The following is a 7,070-nucleotide window of genomic DNA, read 5'->3' on the forward strand; positions in this document are numbered from 1 at the left end:
ATCAGGATGACAAGATTCTACCATTTGAGACAGCGGCTTTCCCTACTGAAGAGGGTGCTTAAACCTTTTGCCTTGCCAACTGTCTTTTTCTTCCAGTTTTTTTTCGATCATAGTCAGGATCTGATCCGTGCGTAAATTGCCCCAATCGGGTGCGATCCGGTAACGCGGTGGTACTTCGGCTGTGAAACGTTCGATGACCATTTGAGGGGGCAATAGCTCGATATATGTGATCATAAAATCAACATATTCTTCAAGAGAGAAAAGATGGAATTTTTCGGGATTCCGGAGGTAATCGTTTTCCAACGCCGTATTCTTTAAAATCTGCAACTGGTGGAATTTGATAGTATCAACCGGAAGTTGGGCTATTGTATTGGCCTGATCCAAAATCTGATGCCGGCTTTCACCGGGCAAGCCAATGATAAAATGAGCGCCTGTTTTTAATCCGCGCTTCCGCGATTCTTCCAATGCCCAAACAGCCTGCTCAAAAGTATGCCCACGATTGACGGCTTGCAATGTTTCATTGTTGCATGATTCGATCCCGTATTCAATAATGATATAATAATTTTCTGCCAGACCAGCCAGATAATCAAGTTTTTCAGGGTTCACACAATCGGGCCGGGTTCCTATCACAAGCCCGATTACGTCAGGCATGGCAAGCGCTTCTTCATAAAGTGTTTTCAGTTGCGATAAGGGGGCGTGGGTGTTTGAAAATGCCTGGAAATAAGCAAGGTATTTACTGCTCCGGCGATATCGCTTTTTGTGAAACTCAATTCCCTCGGTAAGTTGTTGAGCTATTGATTTTTCAGGCTGGCAATAGGAAGGGTTGAAGGCATCGCTGTCGCAAAATGTACAACCACCCGTGGAAATAGTTCCATCGCGGTTCGGACAGGAAAAACCTGCATCGAGCGAGAGTTTCTGAACCCTGGCACCAAATACTTTGCGGATATGCTCACTGTAAGCATTGAAGCGGCGCGAATGCCCCCAGGGGTATAACCTTACAGGAGTTCCGCTCATCGTTTAAAAACTTTTTTCCTTGCGATCCCGTCTTTCGAAACCAGCATGACGACATACGCGCCTTTTTGCCACGAACGCGTGTCAATCTCGCACTGAGAACCGTTTTGAAGCAATGCCTTATGCATCTCTTGTCCCAGGCTGTTCCAGACAATGATGCTGTCGTAGGGCATCCCGACCGGGAATTCGACAATAATATTGCTGCGGAATGGGTTCGGAAAAATCCGGAAGGAAGGCTCATCTTTTTGGATACTGGCGGAAAGTGTATTCCAGTCCATCAGGTAATCAATGCGCAATGAGGATTGCAATGAATCCTGAAAAATCTGCCAGGAACCGGCATTGTTTTTCAGCATGAAATCAAAGTAAAGGCTCAGAAAATCAAGCGTTACGGATTGTTGCTGCTCACGGTTGATCAGTGGCTGTGGAATGCAGGAAGCTTCGCCCAAAGAGCACAAAAAATTATAATCGGCAAAATAGCAATGCCCTCCGCCAAAAATATCAATGATGATTTTCTGTTGCGATGCCGTTGCTTCATACATTGGATACTGGTGCTGAATAGGCGGGGTCACACAATCAAATTCGCCGGCAAAAAGAAGCGTGGGAATATTTACGTTCGCAGCTGCCTGTATCGAAGAAGGATTGGTATTTGCCGCAGCAAAAGTGACCATCGTTGTTGGTTCAGCATTATTTTCGCAAGCCAGAAATGCAGCGCCACCGCCCATGGAATGGCCCATGATTGCAGAGGTTTCAGCAACGGCTTCATAAAACAAAGAAGTTTCATCCAGGTTCTCTGTTTTCATTTTCGAAATGATAAAAGCCAGGTCAAGGCCAAAATTCAGATGACTTGGTGAAATTGATCCTTCGGTTGTTGGAAAAGCAAGAATATAGCCTTTGGGAACCAAATCCAACCAAAGAAACTCGTATGCTGTGTGAACCATCACAAAACCATGCCCGAAAGCAATCACAGGAAATTCGCCGCTTGCAAGCGGAACGTTTTGGCCCGCAGTTTCAGCAGGATAGTAAATATTGGTATTAATAACACGGTTGTTTCTTTCCGGATCAATAAAATTGACAGAAGTGCTGCCAATGCTGAAATTTTGTGCTGCAACAGATAGTGCTGCAAAGGCAAGAAGCAGAAGAAGGAAGAGCTTTTTCATTGAAAGCATATTCACGGTTTGGTTTTACAACCAGCCAAAGGTAGTAAATTTGTGTTGAGCTATTCTCTAGTTATAAACCACTAAGGCACTGGGGGCACCAGGATTCACTTAGTGTTTCTCAATGATCCTAGTGTCTGAGTGGTAAAAAATTTATTTACTCAGATCGCATAATACATCTCCGCTCCCGGCCCAATTGGCAAGCCGAGCGTTATCCATAGAATGAGCAAGGCTAGCCATACAATCAAAAATACAATAGTGTAAGGCAGCATGGTGGCAATAATGGTTCCGATTCCTGAACGCTTATCGTATTTTTCAACAAAGGCAACTATCAGTGCGAAGTAGGACATCATGGGAGCAATGATGTTAGTTACACTGTCGCCCACCCGGTAAGTTAATTGTGTGAACTCCGGAGAATATCCGAGGAGCATAAACATTGGAATAAAAACCGGTGCCATGATGGCCCATTTGGCTGAGGCGCTGCCAATCACAAGGTTAATAATTGCAGCAAGCAGCACCAGGCTGATCATGAGCGGTATTCGTCCCATGCCAACTGAGCCGATAAGATCGGCGCCTTTTACAGCTGTAATCAGCCCCAGGTTGGTCCAGTTGAAATAAGCTACAAATTGTGCAGCAAAAAATACGAGCACGATATAGGTTCCCAATGTTGACATGGATTTGCCCATGCCATTGATGACGTCATGATTGCTTTTTAATGTTTTAGCCCCGATCCCATAAGCAATACCTAATATACCGGCAGTAATAAAAATGATGGCAACAATGCCCGACATAAACGGAGATCGTAACAGACTTCCGGTTTCCTGGTTTCGCAGAAAGCCGGTAAAAGGAATGCTATCCCATATACCAGCGTTTATTGGAAAAACTCCCCAAAGCATGATCAACACGAGTACTGCCAAAGTAATATATGTGTATCTGAGCCCTTTTTTTTCATCGGTGGTAAGTTGGCTGAGGGTTTCTGGTTTTGCTGTTCCTTTATAGGTTCCCAGCCTCGGTACAATGATTTTTTCAGTCACCCATGTTCCGGCGGCGGCGATGAAAAAAGTGCTTACAAACATGAAATAATAGTTGGCAGCTGGGTTGACTTCATAGCTGGGATCAACAATATGTGCTGCTTCTTCTGAAAGCCCGGCAAGCAAAGGGTCAATGGTTCCAAGCAAAAGGTTCGCACTGTAACCCCCCGAAACGCCTGCAAAAGCTGCCGCGATGCCCGCGATCGGATTTCGCCCGACTGCCAGGAAAATCATGCCACCCAAAGGAACTAGTACCACATAGCCAACTTCGCTGGCGGTATTTGAGAGAATGCCTGTAAATACGATTGCAAAAGTGAGGAAACGTTTGGGAGCTGCAAGCACAAGATTTCGCAGAGCCGTTGACATGAGTCCACTGGATTCCATGATGCCAATTCCCAACAACGCCACCAGAACTGTTCCAAGCGGAGCGAAACTGGTGAAATTGGTAACCATTTTAGTAATAATCAGGTGTAAACCGTGCACTGTCATCAGGCTGACGGTTTCAATTTTCTCGCCCGTTCCCGGATGGATCACTGAAAAATCAAAAAGGCTGACGATGCCTGAAAGCAGGATCACAAAACCTGCAAACATGGCAAACAATGTAGCTGGGTGGGGAAGCTTGTTTCCGACTCTTTCAACACCGCCAAGAAAGCGTGAGATAAAGCCCGAAGATTTGTCAGGTTTGATCATAGGGTATTTTTAAACTGTTACGCTAAAACAAACATAAAAACCAGGCTATTGTTGACTCATTCATGAATTTGTTGTTTTGCCTCTTGCGCTGAGGACTCACTTTCACTACCTTTACAACCTCATTTTTAAGAATTTTAAGTATTCATCAATTATTCACCCAAACTATTAAAGTTATGATAAAAGAGGAAACGGCCCGGCAACTTGTGAGCAGGGCACTTAAAACAATTGCCGATTTTGATGGCGAAATTGATAAGTATTCAACGGCACATTTGCATGAATTGCAAATTGATGCATTCTTAACAGCCTTGAGTAAGTTTGTTGCAGAAGAACCTGTCGTTGATAACGATGGGAACACACGCCCGGATTTGAAATACCGGGTTTCCCTTTCTCGTGTTTTGTTTAACAAGTGGACGACTTTTGGGGATTGCATCATACATCTTGTTAAGAAAAGTTCTATATCAAGGGTTTAAGAATATGCAACTATGAAACAAATATTATATACGGCGGCAATTTTCCTTTGCTGTGCAACATGTTTGCCGGCTCAGACAAATTTGAAAATAAACTCAGTAGAAGCTGATATTGATACTTTTTCTGATATACCCTCTCTGGAGGTCAGGGTAAATTTTAAAATTCCCGGCAATGATTCAATTGATGCTTTTAATGCTTTAGGTGGTGATGAGGTTAGGCTTTCATCACTGAAGTACTGGGCAGTAATGTTTGGTGAAAACTATAAAACCACAATGAGTTTAACTACTTCAGGTTTCAGTGTTTTCTATGAACTGGAGGCTGGCCCTGTTTTGCAATTGCTGAATTCAGAACCTGGCAGTTTCTATCTTGAAGCTAAAAATGATTTGAAGTTCTTAACAAAAAACAAAGATACGCTAACGCTGGAAATCAATGAGCTGAGATCAGCAAGTAAGGGTAAAATTGGTCTTTCTGTTGAGCAGATTGATGAAGTGCTGGCTACGTTAGCTGGCAATCTGACGCGTTACCGCAACTTCTTCAACTTAGGTTTTGACCCACAGGCAGAAGATTTCACATTAAGCCTTGACTATTTGTATTCAAAGCCCTACAAGATTGAGAATATCGGGCTTTACTTTTTTTCTGAAGGCCGGCTAAGTACTTTCAGTGCTGATACACTCAATTACTTCAAAATCTATCCAATTAATGCAAATTTGTGGGAAGATAAATTAATGCGATATCATGTAGTTGCCTCAAGCGGTTTAGAGGCCGACCAGATTTTCAGCAATGCAAGAATAAATGTCAATCTGAATATTGAAAGCATCATCCCTAACCTGGTGAACCTCACCTACGGGCACGACAGGTTACGCCTGAAACCTGTGGTAGCGGCGGGTATAAGTTATTACAACCAGATAAAAGTCCCTGATGAATCCCTCAAGCAAAATGCCTTCCTGCTCTCCGGCGAAATCTATTATTATATTCCTGTCATGGAAGCGTATTATTTCCTGGTGCATGCCAAAACATTTTACGATACCGGAAGGGAAAAAGCAGTAGCATGGGATTATCATGCCTCCGTTGCACTGGGTCTTGAGCTAAAATCAGCCCCTGCCACTATCATCGCCAAATACGCTTTCGGCGCCAACGAAATCACCTTCGAGCACAACGACCAATTGCTGATTGGCTTTGCGATGGATTTGTTTGGGGAGAGAGGGGGGAGGTGATTGGAGTTGGTTGAAGTTGGCAATGATTAATCGAATTGGATGAGTTTTGTGAACGACCTTTGTTTAACCACCTTAGCGGATTTATTCCGCTTTATTGCATGACTGTTTCGCCAGTGCGGACTTCGTCACTTTCTACAGAGACAAAAGCCAACGCGGCGCAACAACGACTAAATTACCACCAAGCCCTGCTATTGTAGCAATATCATATTAATGTACAGTTGTTATCATTTTCCTGTCAGAAGTTCAGTTATTTTAAGTCCAACTCCTATTACAAATTGAGATTTTAATTTTGACGGTTCACTTGTTAAGTTGACTGGCATAGTATAACCTAGATAAGCGTAACCACCTAAATCAATCAACGGGCCAACCGAAAAGTCCTGAAAATAGTATGAATTGTCTGTTGTTGAGTTTGTAGCGTTTGCTATTGTATAATTCAAAGTACCGGAAATCCCAATATAAAAATTTTGATTAATATTGTATTTTCCACCTAATGCAAGTCCAATAGGCATTGCTGTAAATAATATACCATTTGCACTTCTGTCAAAAGATGTTGAATACATATTAATTGGTAACCATAAACCAAATTTGTTATTAGCAAAATTATAAGCTTGCCAACCATTAATATATTTGAAGTATCTTTTAAATATTTGACTATTGTTCAATTTTATCTCAATCTCAATAACTTCCTCATTCTTCGGGTTGTCACCTAATCTATTGAGATCTATTAAAATGTAGGTTCTATCAAGTGTAAATGTACTTGGTATTATGTCAGCCGGTCTGTTACCACTCATTTCCTTTAATGAAATTGTTTGAATGCCTACATTTTGGTTTTGAATAAAATTGCTGTTGTTATCAATAAACTGAATTATCAAATAATGTGATTTAACTGCACTATGGTCAAATTCAATTCCCCCTTTTATATTTAAATAATTGGGGTCATCTTGGAGCAAAGTCACATAAGTTGAATCATCCTTGCTTAAAGGAATATTCGTGATAAAATTTTCTTTAAGATAGTCTCGTTTGACTAATAGGACTTTACAATCTTTGACTTGTCCTACTGCACTATAAGATATAAAAAGTGTCATTACAAATGTTAGTAATTTGTTTGGCATGTTATTTTCGATTTATGGTTTTTATTTGGTACAGTTATACATAACTAGTAAGGGTCACTTTTCAGTTATTTTAGTTTGCTGCTGCGTCCGGGAATCTGTCGTATGAACTCCAGATCGGTTCCGGCATTTGAAAGGTCAGTATCTAACTCTGGAAAAGATTTCATGGCTTTCAGTTTGGGTGAAGGTGAATGGAAACGATAGCAATTTGAATAAAATCGATATTAAACACCGCGAAATTCAAAATGGCTCAACATTTAAAAAATTTAACAAATCCTTAACACTCAACCAGTTTCCACACCAAACTCCATCCTGCACAAGTCCAGCTTTTACTGCACAAATCGTCATTCGTCATTCGTCATTCGTAATTCTTCCCCCGCCCTAAGCCCTAAG

The 7,070-nt window shown here is 41.8% G+C and carries 6 protein-coding genes; 2 read left to right on the forward strand and 4 right to left on the reverse strand.

Translation table 11 applies throughout. The features are described from left to right. Positions 1-42: 42 nt before the first annotated feature. From IH597_09830 to IH597_09840, 3 genes are all read right to left on the reverse strand, one after another. The gene (locus IH597_09830) at positions 43-1,014 is read right to left on the reverse strand and encodes a TIGR01212 family radical SAM protein (GenBank protein MBE0662757.1); all 972 of its coding nucleotides are present in this window, start codon (positions 1,012-1,014) and stop codon (positions 43-45) included. Beyond that, entirely contained in the window at positions 1,011-2,168 is a 1,158-nt protein-coding gene (locus IH597_09835; GenBank protein MBE0662758.1) for a T9SS type A sorting domain-containing protein, read from the reverse strand. Before IH597_09835 ends, IH597_09830 begins: the two co-directional genes overlap by 4 nt. A 158-nt stretch (positions 2,169-2,326) precedes the next feature. Further along, positions 2,327-3,886: an AbgT family transporter gene (locus tag IH597_09840; protein MBE0662759.1), complete on the reverse strand. Its 1,560-nt coding sequence runs from the start codon at positions 3,884-3,886 to the stop codon at positions 2,327-2,329. A 173-nt stretch (positions 3,887-4,059) separates the two neighbouring features. Between IH597_09840 and IH597_09845 the strand changes: the two genes are divergently transcribed. Further along, a complete protein-coding gene (locus IH597_09845; GenBank protein ID MBE0662760.1) occupies positions 4,060-4,356 on the forward strand; it encodes a hypothetical protein in 297 nt (98 codons plus the stop codon). Positions 4,357-4,368: 12 nt separating this feature from the next. Further along, positions 4,369-5,568: a hypothetical protein gene (locus tag IH597_09850; protein MBE0662761.1), complete on the forward strand. Its 1,200-nt coding sequence runs from the start codon at positions 4,369-4,371 to the stop codon at positions 5,566-5,568. Positions 5,569-5,792: 224 nt separating this feature from the next. Here IH597_09850 and IH597_09855 read toward each other — a convergent pair whose 3' ends face one another. Beyond that, entirely contained in the window at positions 5,793-6,680 is an 888-nt protein-coding gene (locus tag IH597_09855; GenBank protein MBE0662762.1) for a hypothetical protein, read from the reverse strand. Positions 6,681-7,070: the final 390 nt, after the last annotated feature.

The organism is Bacteroidales bacterium (genome assembly GCA_014860575.1).
GTDB lineage: Bacteria > Bacteroidota > Bacteroidia > Bacteroidales > JAAYJT01 > JAAYJT01.

Coding starts and splice junctions, on each gene's coding strand:
- IH597_09830 (MBE0662757.1), bottom strand. CDS start 1,014: ATGAGCGGAACTCCTGTAAGGTTATACCCCTGGGGGCATTCGCGCCGC.
- IH597_09835 (MBE0662758.1), bottom strand. CDS start 2,168: ATGAAAAAGCTCTTCCTTCTTCTGCTTCTTGCCTTTGCAGCACTATCT.
- IH597_09840 (MBE0662759.1), bottom strand. CDS start 3,886: ATGATCAAACCTGACAAATCTTCGGGCTTTATCTCACGCTTTCTTGGC.
- IH597_09845 (MBE0662760.1), top strand. CDS start 4,060: ATGATAAAAGAGGAAACGGCCCGGCAACTTGTGAGCAGGGCACTTAAA.
- IH597_09850 (MBE0662761.1), top strand. CDS start 4,369: ATGAAACAAATATTATATACGGCGGCAATTTTCCTTTGCTGTGCAACA.
- IH597_09855 (MBE0662762.1), bottom strand. CDS start 6,680: ATGCCAAACAAATTACTAACATTTGTAATGACACTTTTTATATCTTAT.